The sequence below is a fragment of the Myroides sp. TSA_177.3 genome, from assembly GCF_052691955.1.
The window spans coordinates 1-23,482 of record NZ_JBQZGD010000023.1 but is presented as its reverse complement, the minus strand read 5'-3'; the positions used below and the strand labels follow the sequence as shown (position 1 = coordinate 23,482).

At 35.5% G+C, this 23,482-nt stretch carries 23 protein-coding genes and 1 pseudogene; 19 read left to right on the top strand and 5 right to left on the bottom strand.

Annotated elements, in window-relative coordinates; all coding sequences use genetic code 11:
* Positions 1–71: 71 nt before the first annotated feature.
* The 5 genes from ACUTSE_RS15815 (at position 72) to ACUTSE_RS15795 (ending at position 3,139) form a co-directional block, all read left to right on the top strand.
* Entirely contained in the window at positions 72–608 is a 537-nt protein-coding gene (locus ACUTSE_RS15815; RefSeq protein ID WP_445640924.1) for a helix-turn-helix domain-containing protein, read from the top strand.
* A 148-nt stretch (positions 609–756) separates the two neighbouring features.
* Positions 757–1,098, top strand: coding sequence for a 30S ribosomal protein S6 (gene rpsF, locus ACUTSE_RS15810; protein ID WP_002987044.1), 342 nt, complete (start codon positions 757–759; stop codon positions 1,096–1,098).
* 5 nt (positions 1,099–1,103) lie between these two features.
* A complete protein-coding gene (gene rpsR / locus ACUTSE_RS15805) occupies positions 1,104–1,400 on the top strand; it encodes a 30S ribosomal protein S18 (RefSeq protein WP_002987043.1) in 297 nt (98 codons plus the stop codon).
* A gap of 67 nt (positions 1,401–1,467) precedes the next feature.
* The gene (gene rplI, locus ACUTSE_RS15800; protein ID WP_002987035.1) at positions 1,468–1,911 is read left to right on the top strand and encodes a 50S ribosomal protein L9; all 444 of its coding nucleotides are present in this window, start codon (positions 1,468–1,470) and stop codon (positions 1,909–1,911) included.
* A 271-nt stretch (positions 1,912–2,182) separates the two neighbouring features.
* Positions 2,183–3,139 carry a helix-turn-helix transcriptional regulator gene (locus ACUTSE_RS15795; protein WP_445640923.1) on the top strand — a complete coding sequence of 319 codons (957 nt, stop codon included), beginning with the start codon at positions 2,183–2,185 and terminating at the stop codon, positions 3,137–3,139.
* A gap of 34 nt (positions 3,140–3,173) precedes the next feature.
* Here the strand turns inward: ACUTSE_RS15795 and ACUTSE_RS15790 are convergent, their stop codons facing one another.
* A complete protein-coding gene (locus ACUTSE_RS15790) occupies positions 3,174–3,644 on the bottom strand; it encodes a DinB family protein (protein WP_445640922.1) in 471 nt (156 codons plus the stop codon).
* Between the two features lie 158 nt (positions 3,645–3,802).
* On the opposite strand from ACUTSE_RS15790, the gene ACUTSE_RS15785 reads away from it, so the two are divergent.
* The 11 genes from ACUTSE_RS15785 (at position 3,803) to recN (ending at position 13,900) form a co-directional block, all read left to right on the top strand.
* Positions 3,803–4,276, top strand: a complete 474-nt coding sequence (locus ACUTSE_RS15785; RefSeq protein ID WP_445640921.1) for a DUF6495 family protein — start codon at positions 3,803–3,805, stop codon at positions 4,274–4,276.
* A 10-nt stretch (positions 4,277–4,286) separates the two neighbouring features.
* Positions 4,287–6,290 (top strand): NAD-dependent DNA ligase LigA, encoded by a 2,004-nt coding sequence (gene ligA / locus ACUTSE_RS15780; RefSeq protein WP_445640920.1) that lies wholly within the window; start codon positions 4,287–4,289, stop codon positions 6,288–6,290.
* A gap of 64 nt (positions 6,291–6,354) precedes the next feature.
* Positions 6,355–6,867, top strand: a complete 513-nt coding sequence (locus tag ACUTSE_RS15775; protein WP_259190760.1) for a DUF6913 domain-containing protein — start codon at positions 6,355–6,357, stop codon at positions 6,865–6,867.
* Positions 6,868–6,873: 6 nt separating this feature from the next.
* Positions 6,874–7,758, top strand: coding sequence for a 4-hydroxy-tetrahydrodipicolinate synthase (dapA, locus tag ACUTSE_RS15770; RefSeq protein ID WP_445640919.1), 885 nt, complete (start codon positions 6,874–6,876; stop codon positions 7,756–7,758).
* Positions 7,759–7,763: 5 nt separating this feature from the next.
* Positions 7,764–8,282 carry a ferritin gene (locus ACUTSE_RS15765; protein WP_002987020.1) on the top strand — a complete coding sequence of 173 codons (519 nt, stop codon included), beginning with the start codon at positions 7,764–7,766 and terminating at the stop codon, positions 8,280–8,282.
* An 86-nt stretch (positions 8,283–8,368) separates the two neighbouring features.
* Positions 8,369–8,821, top strand: coding sequence for a hypothetical protein (locus tag ACUTSE_RS15760; RefSeq protein WP_445640918.1), 453 nt, complete (start codon positions 8,369–8,371; stop codon positions 8,819–8,821).
* 148 nt (positions 8,822–8,969) lie between these two features.
* The gene (locus ACUTSE_RS15755) at positions 8,970–9,776 is read left to right on the top strand and encodes an outer membrane protein assembly factor BamD (RefSeq protein WP_445640917.1); all 807 of its coding nucleotides are present in this window, start codon (positions 8,970–8,972) and stop codon (positions 9,774–9,776) included.
* 12 nt (positions 9,777–9,788) lie between these two features.
* A complete protein-coding gene (locus tag ACUTSE_RS15750; protein ID WP_002987014.1) occupies positions 9,789–10,106 on the top strand; it encodes a DNA-directed RNA polymerase subunit omega in 318 nt (105 codons plus the stop codon).
* A gap of 13 nt (positions 10,107–10,119) precedes the next feature.
* Complete coding sequence (gene coaBC, locus ACUTSE_RS15745) at positions 10,120–11,325, top strand: bifunctional phosphopantothenoylcysteine decarboxylase/phosphopantothenate--cysteine ligase CoaBC (protein WP_445640916.1); 1,206 nt, start codon at positions 10,120–10,122, stop codon at positions 11,323–11,325.
* Positions 11,318–12,208: a type IX secretion system protein PorD gene (gene porD, locus ACUTSE_RS15740; RefSeq protein WP_445640915.1), complete on the top strand. Its 891-nt coding sequence runs from the start codon at positions 11,318–11,320 to the stop codon at positions 12,206–12,208. Before coaBC ends, porD begins: the two co-directional genes overlap by 8 nt.
* Positions 12,209–12,244: 36 nt before the next feature.
* Positions 12,245–13,900, top strand: coding sequence for a DNA repair protein RecN (gene recN / locus ACUTSE_RS15735; RefSeq protein ID WP_259190756.1), 1,656 nt, complete (start codon positions 12,245–12,247; stop codon positions 13,898–13,900).
* Positions 13,901–13,962: 62 nt separating this feature from the next.
* On the opposite strand, the gene ACUTSE_RS15730 is transcribed toward recN, so the two are convergent.
* Both ACUTSE_RS15730 and ACUTSE_RS15725 read right to left on the bottom strand, forming a co-directional pair.
* Positions 13,963–14,805: a DUF4249 family protein gene (locus ACUTSE_RS15730; protein ID WP_445640914.1), complete on the bottom strand. Its 843-nt coding sequence runs from the start codon at positions 14,803–14,805 to the stop codon at positions 13,963–13,965.
* Positions 14,806–14,810: 5 nt separating this feature from the next.
* On the bottom strand, positions 14,811–17,192 hold the full coding sequence (locus ACUTSE_RS15725; RefSeq protein ID WP_445640942.1) for a TonB-dependent receptor: 2,382 nt from the start codon (positions 17,190–17,192) through the stop codon (positions 14,811–14,813).
* A 97-nt stretch (positions 17,193–17,289) separates the two neighbouring features.
* Here ACUTSE_RS15725 and ACUTSE_RS15720 point away from each other — a divergent pair, with 97 nt between their 5' ends.
* Complete coding sequence (locus tag ACUTSE_RS15720) at positions 17,290–18,345, top strand: sensor histidine kinase (RefSeq protein ID WP_002987002.1); 1,056 nt, start codon at positions 17,290–17,292, stop codon at positions 18,343–18,345.
* The gene (locus ACUTSE_RS15715; RefSeq protein WP_002987000.1) at positions 18,321–19,013 is read left to right on the top strand and encodes a LytR/AlgR family response regulator transcription factor; all 693 of its coding nucleotides are present in this window, start codon (positions 18,321–18,323) and stop codon (positions 19,011–19,013) included. Before ACUTSE_RS15720 ends, ACUTSE_RS15715 begins: the two co-directional genes overlap by 25 nt.
* A 534-nt stretch (positions 19,014–19,547) precedes the next feature.
* Here ACUTSE_RS15715 and lpdA read toward each other — a convergent pair.
* Positions 19,548–20,939, bottom strand: coding sequence for a dihydrolipoyl dehydrogenase (gene lpdA, locus ACUTSE_RS15710; protein ID WP_060875137.1), 1,392 nt, complete (start codon positions 20,937–20,939; stop codon positions 19,548–19,550).
* Positions 20,940–21,209: 270 nt separating this feature from the next.
* Positions 21,210–22,685 carry a DASS family sodium-coupled anion symporter gene (locus ACUTSE_RS15705; RefSeq protein WP_445640913.1) on the bottom strand — a complete coding sequence of 492 codons (1,476 nt, stop codon included), beginning with the start codon at positions 22,683–22,685 and terminating at the stop codon, positions 21,210–21,212.
* 578 nt (positions 22,686–23,263) lie between these two features.
* Between ACUTSE_RS15705 and ACUTSE_RS15700 the strand changes: the two are divergent.
* Positions 23,264–23,482 (top strand): annotated as a pseudogene (locus ACUTSE_RS15700) (type IV secretion protein Rhs); the annotation flags it as partial.

Genomic DNA, 23,482 nt, shown 5'->3' with positions numbered 1-23,482 from the left:
GTCATAGAAATGTCAGGTGAAATTAAAGGATTGTTGAGTAGGTTTACATCAAAATCGTTTAAGAGTGTATCATGAAAAATACAGGAGAAAAAATAAAGAAACTTCGAATAACTAGAGGGTACTCACAAGAAGAATTGGCTATGCAATCGGGATTGTCTATTCGTACGATCCAGCGTATTGAAAAGGGAGAAACAATTCCTCGAGGAAATTCACTACAGCTGTTGTGTGAAGTATTAGGATTGAAAGTAGAGGAGTTATTCCAGTCTGGCGAACGACAAGCTGAGGATTCAACCATGGCTGCTGCTCGAACTATTTATTTTTTAGTACTAACAGGAATTGTCGTTCCTTTTGGAAATATACTTGGGCCATTAATCGGATGGAGTATGTATAAAAAGAATGATGATGTGATTAATACGCTTGGAAAAAATGTAATTTTCATTCAGATCGCTTATACGGTATTGGTTGGAGGTTTGAGCTTATATGCTATTTTTAATAAACTAGGGGGTGAGGGCTATGCCTTTGAAGCTATCATGGTGTTTGTCTTTATTTTAGGATTTGTTAATTATGGAGGCATGCTGTATATAGGGATAAAAGGAAGGAAGTTATGATGTTTGTTCTTTATGATGTTTGTGTGATTTTACAAACCTCACGAATTTCACAAATCGCACAAAAAAGAAAAAGCAAAAAAACTTTGGTAGATGATATATAAAGTACTATTTTTGCACTCAATTTTATAACAAAATAAATTTTTATTTTATGAATCAATACGAAACTGTTTTCATCTTGAATCCCGTTTTATCTGAAACTCAGGTAAAGGAAACAGTACAGAAATTCGAAGAATTTCTTACATCAAGAGGAGCTGAAATGGTAGCTAAAGAGGATTGGGGCTTAAAAAAATTAGCTTACGAAATCCAACACAAGAAAAGTGGTTTTTATCACTTGTTTGAGTACAAAGTTGCTGGAGATGTAATCATCAACCTTGAAACAGAATTCAGACGTGACGAAAGAGTTATGCGTTTCTTAACTGTTGCTTTAGATAAACACGCTATATCTTGGGCTGAGAGAAGAAGAGAAAAATTAAAATCTAAAAAAGCTTAATTATTATGTCAACTATTGAGCAATCTGCAAAAGGAAAAAAAGACGGAGATATCAGATATCTAACGCCTTTAAACATAGAAACAAACAAAACTAAAAAGTATTGTCGTTTCAAAAAATCAGGAATCAAATACATCGATTATAAAGATGCTGATTTCTTATTAAAATTCGTTAACGAGCAAGGTAAAATTTTACCTCGTCGTTTAACTGGAACTTCTTTGAAATACCAAAGAAAAGTTTCTGTAGCGGTAAAAAGAGCTCGTCACTTAGCTTTAATGCCATACGTAGCGGATTTATTAAAATAATATAATACAAAAACAAGTTGTTGGTTTTCAACTTAGAAACCTAACTTCTTATTAAAAGGACATCAACATGGAAATTATCTTAAAACAAGACGTTCAAAAATTAGGATTTAAAGATGACGTAGTAACTGTAAAACCAGGATACGGACGTAACTATTTAATTCCTCAAGGACTTGCAGTTTTAGCTACTCCTTCTGCAAAGAAAGTATTAGCTGAAAACTTAAAGCAAAGAGCGCACAAAGAAGCTAAATTAATCGCTGATGCTAAAGTTATTGCTGAAGCATTAAAAGCAATTGAAATCAAAATCGCTGTTAAAGCTGGTGGAGAGAAATTGTTTGGTTCAGTAACGAACCAAGATTTAGCTGAAGTATTTGCTAAAAACGGTCAAGAAATTGATAGAAAATTCATCGCTTCAGGTGTTATCAAACGTTTAGGTAAATACAATGCAACAGTACGTTTACACCGTGACGTAATTGTTGAGGTAGATTACGAAGTAATCGCTGAACAAGAGTAATTCACTTGAACTGTATTCAGTTCAATGTAAATATAACTTATATAAAAAGCCTTCCTTTTCAGGGAGGCTTTTTTGTATTTTTGTTCCTTTGCTTTTTTGAAGAACTATTCAATTAAAGCCGTATTTTTATCATACTCTTACCACCTCACGTTTTCACCATCTCACGTTCTCACCATCTTGCGCTTTCATCACCTCACTACCTCACCATCTCATCGTCATAACCCACAACCTTAACCCATAACCCATAACCCATAACCCATAATCCCAAAAAATGGACATCAAAAAAAGATTTGACCGCATCATCAGTATATTTATCCATTTGCAATCCAAGCCGATTGTAACGGCTCAAGAATTAGCAGATCGATTCGAGGTGAGTTTGCGTACGATTTATCGAGATATTCGATCATTGGAGCAAGCTGGAGTCCCGTTGTATAGTGAACCAGGAGTAGGGTATGCTGTTGTTGATGGATATAAGATTCCTCCAACCTTATTTACGAGAGAAGAGGCGTTGAGCTTTGTTGCTGCGGAAAAAATTATGCAAGTTTATGTGGATCAGGAGCTCAGTGAGCATTTTACCTCGGCATTGTTTAAGATGAAAGCTGTATTGCGTTCTTCTCAAAAAGCAGAAGTATCTGGTATTGCACCTGCGGTTGTTATGCGTTCCAATAAAACAGTCTTCAATAAAAAAGTGCCTTCGGCCTTATCTACCTTGTTTAAGAGCATATCGCTGAAGCAACAAGTTCGTATTGCTTATTTGGCGGGAGTGGAAACAGAAGCTACCGTTCGTGTTGTGGAACCAATTGGTGTCTTTCACGAAAATAGCTTTTGGTATTTCATGGCGTATTGTCATTTGCGAAAATCCTATCGTCAATTTCGATCGGATCGCATTCAGTCTATCGAATTACTTGAAGATATATTCACGCTAGAACATGGAGATTTGGAATTGTATTTACCTAGTCGCAATGTAGAGCGCAATCTTGAAGTTCGTATTTTAGTGTCAAAGCAAATGGCTGCTTATTTGGTTTGGGAACGCAAATATTATGGATTTGTAGAAGAAATTGACCGAGGAGAACAAGTTGAAATGCATTTTAAAATGAAAGATTTCAACAATGGATTTCCCCGTTGGTTCTTGATGTTTGCTGATCATGCATCAATTATGAAACCCGTAGAATTGCAAGAAAAAGTAGTACAGTTATTAGAACAAAGTTTACTGAAACACAAAAAATAAAGTCCTTTCATTTTATTGAAAGGACTTTATTTTTTTAGAATGTCTCCCAGAAATGAGGAGGTTCAATTCCTAAAGCACGTAGGTAAACATAGGCTTGTCCACGGTGGTGAATTTCGTTGTCGATGAAGTAAAATACATGCTGTTGAATTTTCAAATCATGCTCTCCAAATAACACAAAGTTGTTTTGAAATTGCGCCTCAGTAAGTAGAGGAAATAATGCATTAATTTGAGCCGTATCTTCATCCCATTGTTTTAGTAATGCAGCTTTAGATGTAAATGTTGGTTTCTCGTCAAATTTTGTAATTTGATTGGATGTGATCGACTTTAGTGAAGGAACTGCAATAGCAATTAATTCAGCACACATCATAGAGAAAGGGCGCATTCCTCCAATAGTGAAGTTGAATAAATCGTCTTCGGAAAAAGCTTCGATTACGCGTCTTGTTAAGCTTCTTTGTCCTTGCCAGTACTGTAAAAGTTGTTCTTTGGAAATAATAACTGTGTTCATTTGAAGTGTATTTTTCTTTATTATACCACAAATGTAAGAGGGAGGATTGACAACGGTTTGTCAGTAGGTTGAAGTAAAAATATTTTTTATCGGCTTACTGCCCTAAACTCAAAAATTACGTTTTATAATTAGTATTTTTGTCTTTCAAAGAAATTATTATGAAGTATTCTCGTCTGACAAAAGAACAATTTGAGGAGTTACATCCGGAATTTGTAAAGTTTTTAGCTGCACAGCAAATCGATAAAAATGAATGGGATAAGTTAAAAGAAGAAAAGCCAGAAGTTGCCGAACAAGAATTAGATGTTTTCTCGGATTTAATCTGGGAAGGAGTGTTGACTAATGCACAATATATTGAGCATTATTCTAAAAATCACATTTTCTTATTTGGGTTTGATGAAAAATACATCAATACCATTGTGATTAAAACCCTACAACAAGATATTGATTTCTTGAAGCAAGAAGGATTGCAATGGTTGTCAGAAGCTGTATTTACAGCAGATGTAGAAGTGAAGCACGGAGGAAAGAATTTTGGTGCAGATCGCAATGCAGAGCTTTTTGATATAATTCGTCAGGGAGCTATCTTAAGTGATGGTGTATTGTATACGCAATTTAAACAGATGTTGAACCTGTAAGCTTGAGACGATGACAGAAGTGAAAAGTAAAATTGAGGCGCTTAGAAAGGAATTAAACGAGCATAATTACAATTATTATGTACTAGATAATGCAACTATTTCTGATTTTGAGTTTGATCAAAAATTAAAAGAATTAGAAGCTTTAGAGCAAAAACATCCTGAGTTTTTTGATGCTGATTCACCAACACAACGAGTGGGTGGAGCAATTACAAAGAACTTTGAGACGATTGTACATCGAAATAGAATGTATTCGTTGGATAATTCGTATTCTCAAGAAGATTTATTGGATTGGGAAAAACGCATTCAAAAAGCATTGGGTGATGTTCCCATGGAATATACTTGTGAACTAAAATACGATGGTGCTTCTATTAGTATTACGTATGAAGATGGAGTGCTTGTCCGTGCAGTTACTCGTGGAGATGGAGTGCAAGGGGATGATGTCACCAATAACATCAAAACAATTAAATCGGTGCCTATTCGCTTAAAAGGGAATGATTATCCGAAGAGTTTTGATATTCGAGGAGAGATTATCTTGCCTTTTGCAGGATTCGAACGCATGAATCAAGAGCTGATTGAGATTGGAGAAACACCTTATGCAAACCCAAGAAATACAGCCTCAGGAAGTTTAAAATTACAAGATAGTGCAGAGGTAGCTAAACGTCCTTTGGAGTGTTTGTTATACAATTTAATTGGATCAGATCTAGGATTTGAAACACAATACGAAGGATTGGAAAAAGCGCGCCAATGGGGATTTAAAGTACCAACGGTTTCGAAATTGGCTAAAAGCATGGACGAAGTCTTGGAATTTATTGCTTATTGGGATGTACATCGTCATAAATTACCGTATGAAACGGATGGTGTGGTGGTGAAAGTGAATTCCTTACACGATCAAGAAGAACTAGGGTTTACAGCAAAATCACCTCGTTGGGCTATTGCTTATAAGTTTAAGGCAGAACAAGGAGAGACTTTATTAGAATCGATTGTTTATCAAGTAGGACGAACAGGAGCGATTACACCTGTAGCGAATCTAGCGCCTGTTCAATTGGCAGGAACGACAGTTCGACGTGCGTCTTTACACAATGCAGATCAAATTGCGAAATTAGATGTTCGCGTAGGGGATTATGTGTATGTAGAAAAAGGAGGGGAGATTATCCCTAAAATCGTAGGAGTAAATACAGCAGTTCGCTCAAGTGATTCTCAACCAACAGTATATATTACGACCTGTCCAGAATGTGATACACCTTTAAAACGCAATAAGGGAGAAGCCCAACACTATTGCCCGAATGTATATGGATGTCCGCCGCAAATAGCAGGTAGAATTCAACATTTTATCTCGCGTAAAGCGATGGATATTGAAGGTTTAGGAGAGGAAACAGTGGTGTTATTGTATAACAACGGTTTAATTAAAGATTATGCCGATTTATACGAATTGAAGAAAGAAGATGTACTGCCTCTTGAACGCATGGCTGAAAAATCAGCAGATAACTTAATTAATGGAATTGAGGCTTCTAAGTCAATTCCTTTTGAACGTGTTTTATATGCTTTGGGTATTCGCTATGTTGGTGAAACGGTAGCAAAAAAATTAGCCAATCACTATAAATCCATTGATGCATTGGCGGTAGCACCTATGTTGGAGATGATTACCGTAGATGAAATTGGAGAGCGCATTGCACAAAGTGTGATTGATTTCTTTAGTAATGACATCAATAAACAAACCATTGAGCGATTAAAAGCGTATGGGGTACAAATGGTCTTGGAGGAAAAAGAATCTACGGTTGTTTCAGATCTTTTAAAAGGAAAAACAATTGTGGTGTCAGGTGTGTTTACACAAGTGAGCCGAGAGGAACTAAAACAGATGATTGAAGATCACGGAGGTAAAAATGGAAGTTCGATTAGTTCTAAAACGGATTATGTCGTGGCAGGAGATAAAATGGGGCCTTCTAAATTGGAAAAAGCCAATCAATTGGGAATAACGATTTTGACGGAAGAAGCCTTTTTAACGATGATTAAATAATTTGTTGTTAAAGTAGTTAGAATATTATTAGGCTTTTTCTAACTTTACTTCTTATCAAAGAATTATGTTTAGTACTTTCAAGAAGAAAACATTAAAAAAAGCAATTAATCAAGCTACGTTAAAAGGTTTAGCGTCAGATTTTGACTTTAAACCTCAAACGATAGGTATTTTAATTGAAAAAAGTGAAGTGTCGAAAGTGGATGAGTTAATTCAAGCACTGCGTCAAAGTGGTGTGTCGGCCGATCAAATTAATGTTTTGGTTTATACTGGATTAACCAAGACTAAGCAATTGATAGATCCGTCGTTTAGTATGAGTGATTTTACGTTAACGGGGGATATTCACAATCAAGAAGTAAAGAACTTTATCGATCAACCTTTTGACTTGTTGATTAATTTTTATGCAAAAGATATTGTACCTTTACTATGGGTGAGTGCGAAATCGAAGGCGAAATTTAAGGTTGGAGTTGCAACAGTAACACCGAAAATCAACCACTTTAGTTTAGATATTCAGGAGCTACAAGCGACACAATATGCTAAACATTTAATGAATTATATAACTATTTTTAAAACGAAATAAACGAATATGCAATCGCTAAAAGGTACAGGAGTGGCTTTGATTACTCCATTTAAAAAAGACAAATCTGTTGATGTTGAAGCGCTAGAGCGCTTAGTACACTATGTGACTGAGGGAGGAGTGGAATATCTTGTGGTTTTAGGAACAACAGGAGAAGCTGCTACCTTAACGCAGGAGGAAAAAGAAATAGTGAAACAGACTGTAATAAAGGCGAATGCAGGTAAGTTACCGATGGTTTTAGGTGTTGGAGGAAATAATACAGCACAGGTTGTTGAGGAGTTAAATCCAGCTAACCTAGCAGGATTTGATGCTATCTTATCGGTGTCTCCTTACTACAATAAACCTACACAAGAAGGAATCTACCAACATTTCAAAGCGATTGCACAACAAAGTAGTTTACCGATTCTATTGTATAATGTGCCAGGGCGTACAGGAAGCAATATGAGTCCTAAAACGGTTATCCGCTTAGCCAATGAATTTCCAAATATTGTGGGAATTAAAGAAGCAGCAGGTGATCTTGTTCAAGGAATGGAATTGATTAGACAATCAACTCGTCAAGATTTTCTTGTTATTTCTGGAGATGATGCGATTGCGTTGCCTTTAGTATTAGCAGGTGGAGCTGGAGTTATTTCTGTGATTGGACAAGGGGTTCCACAACCTTTTTCAACGATGATTCGCTTGGGGCTAGAAGGAAAAATCAAAGAGGCTTTTCAGTTGCAATACCAAATGATGCCTATTATTGATATGATATTTGAACAAGGAAATCCAGGGGGAATTAAAGCGGTTTTAGAACAAGCAGAGGTAATTGAAAATGAATTGAGATTACCATTGGTTCCAGTGGATCAAGAATTAAAACAACGAATAGAAAAAGAATTTATAAAACTCAAAAATTAGAAACTATGTTATCGAAAAAATTGCAAGATGCTTTAAACGGACAGATTAAAATAGAAGGTGATTCATCTCAAATTTATTTAGCGATGGCAACTTGGGCAGAAGTTCAAGGTTTTGAAGGAATTGCTTCTTTTATGTACGATCAATCGAATGAAGAGCGTACACATATGCTTAAATTGGTAAAATATATCAATCAAAGAGGTGGAGAAGCAACCATTCCAGCAGTAGCGAAACCTGAGTTGGATTATGCTTCATTTAAGACGCTTTTCACACAATTATTTGCACATGAGGTATTTGTATCAAAAAGCATCAACGAATTAGTGCATATTGCTTTAGAAGAACGCGATTATGCGACGCACAATTTCCTACAGTGGTATGTGTCTGAGCAAATCGAAGAAGAAGCAACAGCGCGTACGATTTTAGATAAAATCAATCTTATTGGAGATGATAAAGGAGGACTTTATTTATTCGACAATGACATGAAGAGCTTTAGAGGAGATGCAGGTGCAACTGCTACTACCGTTTAATCATAAGAAATTAAAACAAGATAAAAAGATGCCATACAAGCATCTTTTTATCTTTATATAGCAAGGCAAGGATGTACACCGAAAAAATGAATATTTACAAACAGAAAACAGCACGGTTTATGGTGTTTTTTACTTGTTCAGTACTTGTTTTTTTTGGTATTGTAACGGGAGATTACTGGTTTTTAGGATCTTTAGCGGCTCTTGTATTGGTAATCCATTTGTATACTTCTTCTTTAGAATATACTATCGGGCATACAGCAGAAGCACTCGTATTTGGATTACGCAAACAAAATGCGATTCTCTTGCAAGATATTGAGGAAATCACAGTAGAAAATATTGATTATATGGGGAAATTTGGCGGATATGGTTATCGGAAATTTCGCAAACGATCAGCTTATGTTTTCAATGACTCAGGTAATTTCTTATGTGTAAAAACGGCAGATAAAAATTATTTTTTCTCGATTGATGATAAAGAATATTGGACAGATTGGCTTCAGAAAAGGACAGACTTAAGTAAGAAAGCATCAATTGTTTACTAAATTATCCTGTTAAAATAAAACAAAAAAGACCTTTTTTTCTTTTTAGTAAAGAAAGGTTTTTGTATAATGCAATTATATAACTAAATTTGCAGTTGCTTTTGAAGTGCTATAACTCAAACAGGTGATTGTTTAATACCGAATGAACGAAATGAAAAAATACGTCGGATTATCTCTTTTGGCTTTGACTTTTGTAGGGTGTTCACCCTTACAGAAAGCAATGAAATCAGAAGATTTAGAATTCAAAAAGGATGTTGCTAATACATACTATGAACAACAAAAGTATAGAAAGGCTATCCGATTATATGAACAAGTAGAGACTTCGTTTAGAGGTCGACTAGGGTATGAGGATATGTACTTCAACTTTGCAGAAGCTACCTATGTAACGAAAGATTATATGTTAGCGGCTGAGCGATTCAAATTATTTGCAGCAACGTATCCTAGAGCGGAGCGCAGAGAAGAAGCTTTACTAAAAGAAATTAAATGCGGGGTAGAATTATCTCCTGTTTATTCTTTGGATCAGACGATTACGAATACGACAATCGGTAAATTACAAAAATTTATTGACCAATATCCAGGTTCAGATTTTATTTTTGAAGCGAACTCAATCATGAGTGAGATGAATAAAAAACTGGAACAAAAAACGTTTGAAAACGCTAAACAATTGAATACAATTGGTGCTTACACGAGAAATTATGGCGCTGCAATAGTTGCTTTAGATAATTTTATCTACGACTTCCCAGGAACAGAATATAAAGAAGATGCTTTATATTACAAATTGGATTCAGCCTATAAATTAGCAATGAATAGCGTTTACAGTCGATTGGAAGAACGATTAAACAATGCAAAAGGAATGTACGATGCGTTGATTCGTTTTAATAGCGAAACAAAATACAAAGAGAAAGCAGATAAAATGCTTGCAGAAATAAACACAGAATTACAAAAAATTTCAAAATAACCTAAGCGTAAAATGGATTTAAAGAAAACAACTGCTCCAGTAAACACAATTACTTACAACAAAAGTAAAATTGAAGAACCAACTGGTAATATCTATGAAGCTATTACTATTATCGCAAAAAGAGCAAGTCAAATCAACGTTGAAATTAAAAACGAATTGATTGATAAGTTAGAGGAGTTTGCTACTAACAATGATAGCTTAGATGAGGTTTTTGAAAATAAAGAACAAATTGAAGTATCAAAGTTCTATGAGAAACTTCCAAAAGCACAAGCATTAGCAGTAGAAGAATGGTTGGAAGGAAAAGTTTCATTCAAAGAAGTTAACAAATAGCATATACTACAACATGTCAGTGTTAAGCGGAAAAAAAATATTACTAGGTGTAACTGGTGGAATTGCCGCTTATAAAACGGCAAGTTTAGTACGTTTACTTATTAAAGCAGGTGCCGAGGTTCAAGTGATCATGACACCTGCTTCTCATCAATTTGTTACCCCGTTTACTTTATCTACTTTATCTAAAAAACCAGTGTATACTGAGTTTTTTAATTCCAAAGAAAGCGGCACATGGAATAACCATGTAGAATTAGCACTTTGGGCGGATATTATGCTTATTGCCCCTGCTACAGCTAATGTCTTAGCTAAAATGGCCAATGGGTTATGTGATAATCTACTTTTAGCCGTTTATATGTCTGCAAAATGTCCGGTTTATATAGCGCCTGCTATGGACTTAGACATGTACGTGCACCCTTCAACAGCAAGAAATTTAGCTACCTTAACTTCATATAATCACGTGATAATTCCCGCAGAAGAAGGAGAATTAGCAAGCGGATTAATTGGACAAGGTAGAATGTCAGAGCCAGAAACGATTGTTGCTGTGCTACAAGAATCATTGAATCAAAATTTACCTCTTCAAGGTAAAAAAATATTAATTACAGCTGGCCCAACATACGAACCGATCGACCCTGTGCGTTTTATTGGTAATCACTCTTCAGGAAAAATGGGGTATGATATTGCCAAAGAAGTAGCAAAGCAAGGCGGAACGGTAATCTTAGTGAGTGGTCCGACCAATCAAAAGATAGCAGACCCCCGTGTTCAAGTAATTGCCGTGATGTCCGCATCGGAAATGTACGAGGTTTGTCATCAGTATTTTAATGCGGTAGATGTAGTCGTAGCTGCAGCTGCAGTGGCAGATTATCGACCGAAGGATGTCGCAACGCAAAAAATAAAAAAGAACGCAGATGAGTTTAGTATAACTCTAGATAAAAATCCAGATATACTCGCTTCATTAGGCGCATTGAAAAAGCAACAGTATTTGATTGGTTTTGCACTGGAAACAGAAAATGAAGTGGAACATGCCAAGCAGAAGATAACCAAGAAAAATCTCGATTTGATTGTGTTAAACTCGCTAAATGATACGGGTGCAGGTTTTGGAAAACCAACCAATAAGGTTACCTTTATTGATCGCGATTTTACTGTTCAACCAATGGAACTAAAATCAAAAGAGGAGGTTGCTAAAGATATTGTCAATAAAATCATTCAACACTATGAATAAACTTTTTGGACTTTTCGCTTGTTTTTTTCTTTGGATGGGCACATGCCAAGCACAAGAATTGAACGCTAATGTGAGTATAAATTTCGCACAAGTAGGAAATGCACATCAAAATTATTTCCGAACCTTAGAAAAGTCTTTAAAAGAATTGTTGAATCAAACCACCTGGACGTCTCAACGAATAAACTCCAATGAGAAAATAGATTGTACCTTTTTGTTGACAGTAAGTTCTTTCGACAATAATGCGAATATCTCTGGTACTTTACAAGTACAATATGGTCGCCCTATTTTCAATACTACCTATACAAGTCCAGTATTAAATTTCAATGACAAGGATATTGCATTTAATTACACGGAGTTTGAGCCTTTGCGTTATAGCGCAGGTACGTATGAATCTAATTTAATCTCTTTGGTTTCTTTTTATGTTCATGTTGTTTTAGGAATGGATGGAGATACTTTTGCAAAAGATGGAGGTAATGCCTACTATCAAGAAGCTTCTTTAATCGCTTCAATGGCTCAACAGTCTGGAGCAAAAGGATGGAAACAAGGCGATGGAACCAATACGCGTTATACGTTAATTAACGATTTAACTTCAGGAGCAAGTAGACCTTTTCGAGATGCTTTATACACGTATCACCGCACAGGATTAGATACGATGAGTGAGAGCTTAGAAGGCGGACGCGATGGGATATTTAAAGGCTTGGAAGATTTAAGACAATATAATGCTGTTCGATCTAATTCTCTTTTAATTCGCGTGTTTTTTGATGCTAAAACAGAAGAATTAGTGAATGTATATAGTGGAATTGCAGATCGAAACAAGAAACGTGTGACTGAAATATTACATGCAATATCTCCTCTAAATGCTTCTAAATGGAATAATTTATAAGTATCTTTCGGTTGTAAAATTTAATAGTCTCGGCTTATGCTTACTTCATTGAGTATAAAAAATTTCGCTTTAATTGATCATTTAGAAATTGAGTTTTTTAAAGGTTTTTCTATTATTACTGGTGAAACTGGTGCTGGAAAATCAATTGTTTTAGGTGCATTAGGCCTGTTACAAGGAAAACGAGCAGATTTAGGTTCCCTCAAAAATAAAGATGAAAAATGCGTGATTGAAGGACAATTCAAAGTTGATCCTTATAAATTAGAAGAACTATATTCTTTCTTGGATATGGACTACGAGCCTATTACCATCATCCGAAGAGAAATTTTACCGTCTGGAAAATCTAGAGCTTTTGTGAATGATTCTCCCGTAAATCTAACGGATTTACAGGAATTAAGTGCTGTGTTATTGGATATTCACTCCCAACATCAAACGAGTGAATTGAGTGAAGAAACGTATCAAATAAAAGTTATTGATGCTATCGCCAAGAACGAAGAGACTTTAGAGGAATATCAAAAGCAATTAAAATTATATAAAGCTTCTGTTAGTGAACTCAAACAACTAAAAGAAGAGGAAATAGAACTGCTAAAAGAGCAAGATTACAACGCTTTTCTTTTAGAGGAATTAGAGGCGCTACAATTGACAACAATTGATCAAGTAGAATTAGAAAGTGAATTCGAAAAATTAAACAATGTTGAACATGTGCGTGAAAGTTTTGCGCAAGCTACTCAGATTCTAACGACGGATCAAATGGGAGTGATTCAAGGATTAAAAGAATTACGTCAAACCCTACAGAAAACAGCAACCGTTTCTAAAGATTATGAAGAGCTTTACAATCGCGTAGTTAGTGCTGAAATTGAATTAGCAGATTTAGCGAATGAAATTGAACGTGAAATCGACCATGTGGTTTCTGATCCAGAGCGTTTAACCGTATTACACGAACGTTTACAAGTGTTGTATGCCTTGCAAAAGAAACATCAAGTAAATTCAGTAGAAGAGCTAATAGCTATTGAAACGGGCTTAAATGATAAGGTATTCAAAGTTGGGGAAGTTCAGCATAAAATTGTCGCTGTAGAACAGCAGATTGAAGCGTTGTTGGTTAAGTTAGACCAATTGGCGGATCAGTTATCTCAAGCAAGACAGCAAGCAATTCCTGCTTTGAGCGATCAATTGGTCGAAATATTGACGTTAGTTGGAATGCCACATGCGACCTTCCAATTTGATTTTAAAACAGTAGATCAGTATTTAACCAATGGAAAGGATCAAATGCAACTGCAATTCTCTGCAAACAAAGGCATGGATTATGGTTTGTTAAAAAAGGTAGCTTCAGGTGGGGAATTGTCGCGTATTATGTTGGCGATTAAAGCGATTTTAGCGCGATATTCGAATTTACCAACGATTATTTTTGATGAAATTGACACGGGGGTATCTGGAGAGGTAGCAGATAAAATGGGAGTAATCATGAAAGATATGAGTACCTTGATGCAGGTTTTTGCTATTACACATTTACCTCAAATTGCTGCTAAAGGACACCAACATTATAAAGTATTCAAAGCTTCGGAAGGAGAATCTACGACCTCTAAATTAATTCAATTAGATCAGGAACATCGAGTGGAAGAAATTGCACAGATGTTATCAGGAAAAGATATTACAGCTTCTGCTTTGCAACATGCAAAGGAGTTGTTGAATGGTTAGTTGACTGTAAACCGTTAACCAATTAAAAAGGGCAATAAGAAATTTCTTATTGCCCTTTTTGATTATGCTTTTGGCTGTTCATAAATAGTATGAGTAGCCGTTTGTTTTTCTATAACTCTGAAGTAACCCAGTGCTTCTTTTTTAGGTGTTGTTTGGTTTTTGACATTCCCGATGATTCGTCCACTTGGTACTTGGAAAGGTCCTCCACCGTTGCCAATAGCATCAAAAAAGCTCATGGCAAAATCGTAGTAATTTCTGGAGATTTGTGCCAATTCAATTTCTATCTTTTCTCCAGGTACTGCATCTTCATCAATGATATAAAGTGATTCCATTCGGTTTCCTTTAGCGTATTCATTTGATAATACGCGTGGTTGTGGAGCTTTATCTTCGTAGTGATAGTACAAATAGTAGTAATTCAAATTCTGATTAGGTCTAGGTGTATCTTGATAATAAACGCGAATTACATAGTAATCGGTATCAAAGTATTTTTCGCGTTTTTGTGCTATTTCAAGTATTTCAGGACTTGATATATAGGTTTCAGTTGCTTCATACAAATCGTTGTCATATTCAATTTGTAATTTAAAGGTGTCTCCATCAGTAGGCTTGGCAATTTCAGTTGAATAATAACGCCCAGTCTGACCTAATTCATTCAATAGGAACTGATTGCCTTGTTTGTCACTGATACGAATAACAGCATTGTTTACTGGTGGAATTTCTAAGTTGAAGTAATCAGTTGTCAAACTTAGTTTGATAAATACCGTATCTGTAGCTCCAATTTTATTGAAGTCTAAGTTTCCTTCTACAACTAAACGAGGTTCAGCAGTAGGTAAATCAATATCAATTACTTCAGTACAAGAGGTAAGAGATAAGGTTAATAGAAGTGCTATATAAGATAATGCTTTCATTTTACTTAGAATTTAAAATTGTACGTAACACTTGGTACTAAACCAAAAATAGATAGTTTTTCAGCCTCATTTTTTCCGCGAATATCTTCGTTTTCTCTGAAGGAAATAGACGCTGCATTGTATCGACTGTATAGGTTGTAAATTCCAAATACCCATTCACCTTTCCAGCGTTTCGTTGAATTTGGATTTGGCGTATACGTAGCAGATACATCTAAATGGTGATAGGCAGGCATGTTATTAGCGTAACGATCTCCAAATTTAGGCACACGTAATCCTAAGTATTCATATTGACCTTCAGGATAAGTGATTGGACGACCCGATTGTAGTGTGAAACTAGCTCCAAAGGTCCATTTTGGATTTAATTCATATAGAGCTGTAATGGAAAGGTCATGTAGCTTGTCATAAGAAGCTCTATACCAATCACCATTGTTGATACCTGGTTCAAATGCTGTTCTACCTGGGGTACGTTGTTCTGCTCTTGATAGGGTATAAGCAACCCATCCTGTTAGTTTACCTAAGTTCTTTCTAACAAGAACCTCTAACCCATAAGCTCTTCCTTCTCCATTAAGAATAACGCGTTCAATAGCTTCATTTCCGACTAATTGCGCGCCATCAATGTAATCAATGCTGTTTTTTACTTTTTTGTAAAAAACTTCAGTTTCTAAACTATATCTTCCTTCTGCAAAATTTTGGAAATAACCCAAAGCAACTTGATCCACTAATTCTGGATCGGTATATTTTCCACTAGGTGTCCAGATGTCTAAAGGAGTTGGTGCTGCCGTATTAGACATCAAGTGGATATATTGCGTCATTCGGTTATAGCTCGCTTTAATGGATTGGTTGTCATTTAAAATATAAGCAACACCGATACGAGGCTCAAGGTTGTTGAATTGCTCAATAGACTTGTTTTTCTTGTAATAAGTAGGTTCTAGCATATTTGCCATTTTGTAAACCCCCAATTGCTGATCATACCAAACGGGTTGATTGTTAGCATAGGTATGTTCAATTCCTTTCCCTTTCGCATTGAAGTGAGAGAATCGCAACCCATAATTTACACTAATATGCTGACCAAAATTCTGTTCAGCTTCTACATAAACACTGCTTTCAGAAGCATACTTATTATCTATTTTCTTGTAGTTGATAGAAGAATCTCTCTTTGTTGGTTTGATTGTTCCAGGGTAGAAAATATATTCTGTATGTCCGATACCATAGCGCAATTGTAACGCAGAATTGATATCATGTAAGAAATCATATTTGATTTGTGTACTTTTAATTCCATTCTTCCAGTTAAATCCCACTAAATCTAAATCCAAATCATAGGTATATTGACTGGTTGACAAAGACAACGTTCCTGCTAAATCATCGTTGTATAACGTTTGCCATTCTAAAGTAGCCGCTAAGTTTCCAAAGCTGTTTTTCATTAGATCCTTGAAGCTAAATACGTCTTTTCCATAATAAGCAGAAAAGTTGATTTTATTCTTTTTATTAATATCAAAACTTAATTTAGTATTGATGTCATAGAAATAAGCAGAGTTTTTGTTGTCCGATAGTTTCAGGAACAAATGCGCATAAGAACCACGTCCTGCAATTAAAAAGGAAGATTTTCCTTTTTGAATTGGCCCTTGAGCTAATAAACGACTGGAAATTACACCGATTCCTCCTTCAAAAGTGTAATCGTTCTTATTTCCTTCCTTTTGAGCGACATCTAGTACAGAAGAAGCTCTTCCTCCAAAACGAGCAGGAATTCCTCCTTTATATAGTTTTAAGTCTCGAATAGCATCAGAGTTGAAGACAGAAAAGAAACCAAAAAGGTGAGAAGAACTATACACACTAGCATTGTCTAATAATACTAAGTTTTGTCCTGCACTTCCTCCGCGAACATTAAATCCAGCGGCACCTTCTCCAGCATTGGTTACACCTGGCAATTGAAGAATAGATTTTAGAATATCTGTTTCTCCTAAGACCACAGGCATTTTTTTGATTTCTTCAGTAGTTAATTTGTTGACACTCATTTCTGGTTTTCGAATATCAACTTTGTTTTTATTTTGTACAATAACTACTTCTGACAGTTCAGCATTATCTGTAGCTAATACAAAATCTAACGTTTGGTTTTTAGTAAGGTTCACTTTTGTAAACTTATCTGCATACCCCATGTATGATATTTTTAAGGAATAGGTTCCTTCTTGTAGCTGTATGGAATAATGTCCTTTCTCATTTGTGATGGCGCCATTATTGATTTCATTAATGTAAATCGTAGCACCAATTAAAGGTTCACGGTTGTCTTTAATGGTTCCTTGTAAAAGATAAGTAGCTTGACCTTTTACGCCCATTGTGATAAAGAACAAAGCACAGAGTAAAAAGGCTGTTCTGAGTTGACTAGGTATCATCATAGTTTGATAATTAATTCGAGTACGAAAATAACTAAGTTTTAGGGGTTTTTAAGAAAAGAATATGTAAAAGGTAGTTTTTTTATCTTAATGGTTTTTGTATAAGTTTTTTGCAGTCAATGTGTTGGATGAAGTATCTTTAGTCCATAAACAAATTGAAATGTGGAGATGGTATTCTAATATATGGTATCGCAATATTTTTGGGTTATTGGCCTTGTGTTTGATTTTTGGCTTTATTCAATATACTAGCTTAGGCGATAAAAGCATCCGAGAAATTTTGGTGGAGATGGTTCCAGCGATCTCTTTGATTTATTTTTTGATTTACATCAACAATGTATTTATCATTAAGCGTTTTCTATTAACCAAAAAGTATGATTCCTTTCTTCTTTGGTTTCTCGTTTATTTGGTTTTTGGTGTCTTTTGTTTGAGTCAATATGCCATCTATGCTGGCGAATTTAAATCGTTAATTCTCGAAGTTACTAATACGTTGTTCTTTACTATCTTAGGAACAGGAACGTATTTTATTCATCAATGGGCCTTTCAGAATATTACGTTACGCGAACGAAAATTAGCAAATACAGAAGCAGAATTGGATTTTCTAAAGATGCAATTGAACCCGCACTTTCTGTTGAATGCAATGAATAATTTGTACGGAGAAGCCTTGACAAATCCTGATGATACCCCCAATCGAATTTTACAGCTTTCTCATCTGTTTCGCTATCAAATTGAAGCAAGTAAAAAAGAAGAAGTGCGACTGGAATTGGAAATTGATTTTGTCAATGAATATTTAGATTATTATAGATTTACGAGCGATTCGTTGGTTGTATATATCGAATATTATGGTGATTTAGAAGCTTATCAAGTACCACCGCTTTTGTTTTTTAGTTTGGTGGAAAATGCAGTGAAGTTTAGTTTGCAAACGGAGCAACCCTCTATTTCCATCCGATGGAAAGAAGAAGGAGGAAAGATATACTTCGAAATAATCAATAGTTGTTTGCCTATTGAAAAACAGAAAAAGGGAACCGGTTTGGGGTTAAATAACTTAAAGAGACGCTTAGAAGTATCAGGAATACATGCTAAATTTGAAGTTGAAGATCTAAAGAATAAATATAAAGCAAAACTTACATTATGGGGACTAAATACAAATGTTTAATAGTTGATGATGAAAAACCAGCGCATCAAGTGTTGATGAGTCATATCAACCAATGTGAAGATTTAGAATGTGTAGGTAATGCCTTTTCTGGAAAAGAAGCGCTGCTTTTTTTGCAAAAAAATGAGGTTGATATACTGTTGTTGGATATTAATATGCCCCTTATTTCTGGATTGGAATTTTTGGATATGATAGCGGTAAAACCAATCACGATTATTACAACTGCTTATTCGGATTTTGCTCTAGAATCGTATGAAAAAGATGCGGTGGACTATTTATTAAAACCTATTTCGTTTGGCAAATTTTTAAAAGCCATCGAAAAAGCGAAAATCTTTTGTAAGAATCGAAAAGATTCTACAGATGAAGTAAAGGACAATGTGTTGAAAATTAGAGAAGATGGATTGGATGTGCTACTGGATATAGATGAGATTCTCTTTATTGAAAGCGCAGGAAATTATATAAAAATATATGTTGAAAATCGCAGCAAGAGCTATTTTGTTTATGGGTCATTGATTAGCATTAAAACGGAATTACCGGATTATTTTATTCAAGTGCATCGTTCTTTTATTGTCAATCGAAAACAGATTGTAAAAAAGGAGCTCGGAAAAGTGACGCTACACGTTAATATTGAAATACCTGTAGGAAGAAAGTATCAGATTTTAATTGAATAGTATCAAGAGCTTTGCTTTTTTGCTGCATTTTTCTTGAAAAAAGCGGATTTTATCTTGGGTATAAAGAAAGAATAGAATTTGTGGAGGTTCACAAAAAAATAGAATCATATAAATTAGATCTACCTTGAAGCTATTTCTTGAAGGTAGATCTAATTTTTTAGACTAGCCTTATAAGTTAGAAATGCGGGTTGATTTTTTTAGCTTTCGCTGTCCTAGAATACTAATGGTGATGCAAGCGAGTGCAAATGCAAGCGATCCAATTTCTAATGTTTGTTTATAGAGGAATTGATCGATGTTTTGGACCATTAGTATCATTCCGACGACCAGGAATAAAAAAGCAATACTCCGTAAAAAGGAGAGTGAAAATCGATTCATAATTAAATTATTTATGGTTAATAGGTTTAAATATAACTAATTATGTTCTTTTTTCAAAAGGAATAAAAGGAAAAGAAAGTAACGAAAGAGGAATAAAAACAAAAAGTCTGTCGAGAATCGACAGACTTTTTTATGTTTAAAACGATGTATCGTTTGCTATTATAAGTGGATTACTTCACCGTAAGCGTCAGCAACAGCTTCCATTACTGCTTCACTCATTGTAGGGTGTGGGTGAACCGCTTTAAGGATTTCATATCCTGTTGTTTCTAATTTACGAGCTACAACTGCTTCAGCAATCATATCTGTAACACCAGCACCAATCATATGACATCCTAACCATTCTCCGTATTTTGCATCGAAGATCACTTTTACGAATCCGTCAGGCGTTCCTCCTGCTTGTGCTTTTCCAGAAGCTGAGAATGGGAATTTACCAACTTTGATTTCGTATCCAGCTTCGATTGCTTTTTTCTCTGTTAATCCAACAGAAGCAATTTCAGGAGTAGCGTATGTACATCCAGGGATATTTCCATAATCTAATGGCTCAACATGGTGACCAGCAATTTTCTCAACACATAAGATTCCTTCTGCAGAAGCAACGTGTGCTAATGCTTGTCCAGGAACAACGTCTCCAATTGCATAGTATCCAGGGATATTTGTTTGGTAGAAATCGTTTACTAAGATTTTATCTCTATCTGTAGCAATCCCTACTTCTTCTAAACCAATATTTTCGATATTTGTTTTAATACCTACTGCAGATAAAACGATATCAGCTTCGATGATTTCTTCTCCTTTAGCTGTTTTAACTGTAGCTTTTACTCCTTCTCCAGTTGTATCTACTTTTTCCACAGAAGCATTCGTCATTACTTTAATTCCAGCTTTTTTCAATGAACGCTCGAATTGTTTCGAGATATCTTCGTCTTCTACAGGAACGATGTTTGGCATAAATTCAACAACAGTTACATCTGTTCCCATTGCATTATAGAAATAAGCAAACTCAACCCCAATTGCACCAGAACCAACCACGATCATTTTCTTTGGTTGTTTCGGTAAAGTTAAAGCTTGACGGTATCCGATTACTTTTGTACCATCTTGTGGTAAGTTTGGTAATTCTCTAGAACGAGCTCCTGTTGCGATGATAATATGGTCAGCACTATATTCTGTTACTTTTCCATCTTTATCTGTTACATCAATCTTTTTACCTGGTTTTACTTTTCCAAATCCATCGATAACCTCAATTTTGTTCTTTTTCATCAAGAATTGAACACCTTTGCTCATTCCAGCAGCAACTCCACGTGAACGTGCAACTACAGCATCGAAATCTTTATCAACTTCTCCATTAATTGTCAAACCATAGTCAGAAGCATGCTTCAAGTATTCAAATACTTGTGCAGATTTTAGAAGTGCTTTTGTAGGAATACATCCCCAGTTTAAGCAAATACCTCCTAAATTTTCTCTTTCAACTACTGCGACTTTAAAGCCTAATTGAGATGCTCTGATTGCAGTAACGTACCCTCCAGGGCCACTTCCTAAAACAATAATATCGAATTTCATATGTATGTATTTCTATATTTTACGCTACGAAAATAATCAATTATTTCGGTACTTGAAACTTTCGGTTTGAAAAGTTGATGGACTGTAAATTATCGAATTGTAAATTCAAGATCTTTTAAGGGATGTTTAGAAATGGGATTGTCAAGTAATGTTTTAAAATGTTGCCTATTTATTATCTGTTTCTTGTTTTTATTGGTAACAAAAGGCGTGAGAGTATGGAATTTCTCACGCCTAAGTAAAAATAATAAAACTATAGAGGTAATTGTAGGATTACCAATACCCTAGGATTTTCCACCATAGGCCACCGATTGTAATCCAAATGAATAAGTTTACAAGACTGATAATAAATCCTACTTTCCACCATTCAGCAAGGGTGGTATAGCCTGCACCAAATATTATAGGGGCTGTTCCAGTTCCATAATGGGTCAAGGACATCATCAAAGAAGACGAAAAACCAAGTAATAAGGCTAATAACATCGGCGGAGTACCCAAGGCAATCCCCGCGGCGAAAAAGGCTGCAAACATGGCTGTAATATGCGCGGTTGTGCTAGCAAAAAAGTAGTGAGAATAAACGTATACGAGTAGTAAAATTAAGGTACCCACAATCCAATTTACCCCCAAATGGTTAATTCCTGTGCCTACGGTTTGAGCTAACCAAGAGACTAATCCTAGTTTGCCCAAGAAGCTTGCCATCATCACAAGCGCAGCGAACCAAACAATGGTATCCCATGCACCTTTGTTTTTTAGTATATCATCCCAGGTAAGCACGCCTGTAGCGAGTAGGATAGATAGACCAATAAATGCTGCTGTTGTTGGTTGTACAAGATAGCCTTCCCCAAAGAGCATAGCGGGAACACCTGCCCAAAGCAAGAGCAACAGAATAAAAACGCCCAATGTGATTTTTTCGGGTAGTGAAAACGGCCCCAGTTCTTTTAATTGAGCTTTGGCAAATACGGGTGCATTCGGTGTCTCTTTAATTTCAGGAGGACATATCTTATAAATGACTAATGGCATAATGAATAGGGAGAAAAGGGCCGGTACAAAAGCTGCTACAGCCCACATTCCCCAAGACAGATGAAAGGATGGATCTGTTCCTTCGTAAATCATACTCACAATAAGTGGATTTGGGGCAGTTGCGGTGATAAACATCGCAGAAGTAATGGGATTGGTATTGTAGTTGACCAATGATAAGTATCGACCAATGCGTTTTCTCAATGCTGTTGTAGGACTGGACCCGAAACTTTCTGAGATAGAACGCATAATCGGGTAGATTATACCACCACCACGAGCAGTATTACTAGGTGTTACAGGAGCTAAAATAGTTTCAGCAAAAGCTAATGCATAGGCAATTCCCAGCGTTTTTTTTCCAAAGATGGATATCAGAAAATATCCGATTCGAGCGCCTAAACCGGTTTTACATAAACTAATTGAAATCATAATTGAAATTCCAATCAACCAAATGAGGTCATTGGAAAAACCACTTAAAGCATCAACCAAGGCAGCTTTAGAATTTCCTGGATTGGTAACACCTGTTACGGCAACTAAAGCGATAGCTCCAATAGATACAGCACCAATAGGCAAGGCTTTTCCAATAATTGCAGCAATTGTACCAACAAATAAAGCTAGTAAATGCCAAGCATTTGGATCTACCCCTTCAGGAACAGGAATGAAAAACCAAATGAGTATAGTTAAGGATACTGCAATAGCTGTGGGAATGGGTTTGATAGGTTCTAAAGTATAAGCCATCTTCAATCATTTTTAGTGTAATTGTACGATTTGAATCAAGGTTAGAATTGTTTGTATTTGCGAATTGTATTCTAACATTGTATCGCTTGTTATTTATATACCAAGAAATAGACCAAACTTTGTTTTTGCTTGATTTTTTTTGAAGATGTATCGAAGTATTGGAAAAGTATATTGAAAAGGATCAAAAATAAGCTGCGTTTTACGATTAAGTGATTGCAATTGTTTGTTGGTAGAAAAAAAGATATAGGTGATGAGTAGAACTAATCTCCTTTTTTGGATAAAATAAATCCTGTTTTTTAAAAACGTGTTGATTTGTTAATTTACTTTGGTTTTGATCTCTTGTTTAAGAGGGGTAAAGGAAGGGTTGATAGAATAACTTTTTACTTTTAAAATGTTTTATGATGCTATCATAGTGATTATTAACATGTTTGATGAAAGAAAAAAGGGCGGATGAATGAAGTGAAGAATTAGAAAATACAGCGGTGTTTTTTAGTTTAATTGTATCGTTGAGTATGTGTGATGATTGCTGTTTTGCATAGGAAAAACGAAGTGATTTAACCTTAAAAAACCAAATGCTTATGAAGGATTTTTTTACACAAAGTCAGAATTTCATTGGTTCTCAACAAACGGGAATCGATCCAAGAACGGGTGCTTTTACGCTAAGTTTACCTTTAGCTAGTATTAATGCGAATTACGGTATGGGTCCTGAGGTCTCCTTATCGTTAACCAGTAGTTCATTAAATCAGGAGAATGAGGGTTTTGGTGTTGGCTTTGGCCTTCCTTTTACCACCTATGAT

Coding starts and splice junctions, on each gene's coding strand:
- ACUTSE_RS15815 (WP_445640924.1), top strand. CDS start 72: ATGAAAAATACAGGAGAAAAAATAAAGAAACTTCGAATAACTAGAGGG.
- rpsF (WP_002987044.1), top strand. CDS start 757: ATGAATCAATACGAAACTGTTTTCATCTTGAATCCCGTTTTATCTGAA.
- rpsR (WP_002987043.1), top strand. CDS start 1,104: ATGTCAACTATTGAGCAATCTGCAAAAGGAAAAAAAGACGGAGATATC.
- rplI (WP_002987035.1), top strand. CDS start 1,468: ATGGAAATTATCTTAAAACAAGACGTTCAAAAATTAGGATTTAAAGAT.
- ACUTSE_RS15795 (WP_445640923.1), top strand. CDS start 2,183: ATGGACATCAAAAAAAGATTTGACCGCATCATCAGTATATTTATCCAT.
- ACUTSE_RS15790 (WP_445640922.1), bottom strand. CDS start 3,644: ATGAACACAGTTATTATTTCCAAAGAACAACTTTTACAGTACTGGCAA.
- ACUTSE_RS15785 (WP_445640921.1), top strand. CDS start 3,803: ATGAAGTATTCTCGTCTGACAAAAGAACAATTTGAGGAGTTACATCCG.
- ligA (WP_445640920.1), top strand. CDS start 4,287: ATGACAGAAGTGAAAAGTAAAATTGAGGCGCTTAGAAAGGAATTAAAC.
- ACUTSE_RS15775 (WP_259190760.1), top strand. CDS start 6,355: ATGTTTAGTACTTTCAAGAAGAAAACATTAAAAAAAGCAATTAATCAA.
- dapA (WP_445640919.1), top strand. CDS start 6,874: ATGCAATCGCTAAAAGGTACAGGAGTGGCTTTGATTACTCCATTTAAA.
- ACUTSE_RS15765 (WP_002987020.1), top strand. CDS start 7,764: ATGTTATCGAAAAAATTGCAAGATGCTTTAAACGGACAGATTAAAATA.
- ACUTSE_RS15760 (WP_445640918.1), top strand. CDS start 8,369: ATGAATATTTACAAACAGAAAACAGCACGGTTTATGGTGTTTTTTACT.
- ACUTSE_RS15755 (WP_445640917.1), top strand. CDS start 8,970: ATGAAAAAATACGTCGGATTATCTCTTTTGGCTTTGACTTTTGTAGGG.
- ACUTSE_RS15750 (WP_002987014.1), top strand. CDS start 9,789: ATGGATTTAAAGAAAACAACTGCTCCAGTAAACACAATTACTTACAAC.
- coaBC (WP_445640916.1), top strand. CDS start 10,120: ATGTCAGTGTTAAGCGGAAAAAAAATATTACTAGGTGTAACTGGTGGA.
- porD (WP_445640915.1), top strand. CDS start 11,318: ATGAATAAACTTTTTGGACTTTTCGCTTGTTTTTTTCTTTGGATGGGC.
- recN (WP_259190756.1), top strand. CDS start 12,245: ATGCTTACTTCATTGAGTATAAAAAATTTCGCTTTAATTGATCATTTA.
- ACUTSE_RS15730 (WP_445640914.1), bottom strand. CDS start 14,805: ATGAAAGCATTATCTTATATAGCACTTCTATTAACCTTATCTCTTACC.
- ACUTSE_RS15725 (WP_445640942.1), bottom strand. CDS start 17,192: ATGATACCTAGTCAACTCAGAACAGCCTTTTTACTCTGTGCTTTGTTC.
- ACUTSE_RS15715 (WP_002987000.1), top strand. CDS start 18,321: ATGGGGACTAAATACAAATGTTTAATAGTTGATGATGAAAAACCAGCG.
- lpdA (WP_060875137.1), bottom strand. CDS start 20,939: ATGAAATTCGATATTATTGTTTTAGGAAGTGGCCCTGGAGGGTACGTT.
- ACUTSE_RS15705 (WP_445640913.1), bottom strand. CDS start 22,685: ATGGCTTATACTTTAGAACCTATCAAACCCATTCCCACAGCTATTGCA.